This window comes from Streptomyces sp. T39, from assembly GCF_008042045.1.
Taxonomy (GTDB): Bacteria; Actinomycetota; Actinomycetes; order Streptomycetales; family Streptomycetaceae; genus Streptomyces.
The window spans coordinates 1-651 of sequence record NZ_RDBP01000257.1; the positions used below are offsets into that span (position 1 = coordinate 1).

At 69.2% G+C, this 651-nt stretch carries 1 protein-coding gene; it reads left to right on the top strand.

Going from position 1 to position 651, the window contains the following annotated elements; translation table 11 throughout:
* Positions 1–422: 422 nt before the first annotated feature.
* Positions 423–651, top strand: a 229-nt coding sequence (locus EAO77_RS37880) for an ATP/GTP-binding protein (protein ID WP_410088772.1), incomplete at its 3' end; no start/stop codon positions are given.

Sequence of the window (651 nt, forward strand, 5' to 3'; positions counted from 1 at the left end):
AGCTCGTCCGTATCCCCTGTCCCCTGGGTGTCGCTCTCCTCCCGGGCCGCCGGGCCGCCGGCTGCTCCGTCCGCGGACCGGCTCGTGGTCCCGCTCGTGATCCTCGTGCGCCATGTCTCCCAGAATGGCCCGTGCCTCCGCCCGGTACACGTGCGGAAAGCGGGTCGGTTGCGGAYGTTGTGAGCAGAAGTGCGAACCGGGACCGTCGGGGCCCTTGCCCAACTGATCGTCAACTCTCCTATAGTGACCACGGATTGACCTGAAACGTGATCAGAGACCAGCGGCTTCGGCTGCGCCCCGGCGCGGGTCATCGTTCCTCGGGGGTTCCGGTCATCGGGCGATGCCTTCCGCGGGTGCGAGGGGCGCAGCTCAGCGCGACGAAGATCGTCGTGGTCGGAGGGCACGGCACCGGCCGCACCACGATGGTGCGCTCGGTCAGCGAGATCCGCTCGCTGCACACGGAGGAGACGATCACCGGCGCCCTGCCGGCCGTGTCGTTCCCCGCGAAGACGGCGACGACGGTGGCCCTGGACTTCGGCCGGATCACCCTCGACGACGAAACGGTTCTCTACCTGTTCGGCACCCCGGGGCAGGAGCGCTTCCGCTTCCTGTGGGACCGCCTGCTGAACGGCACCATCGGCGCGGTCGTGC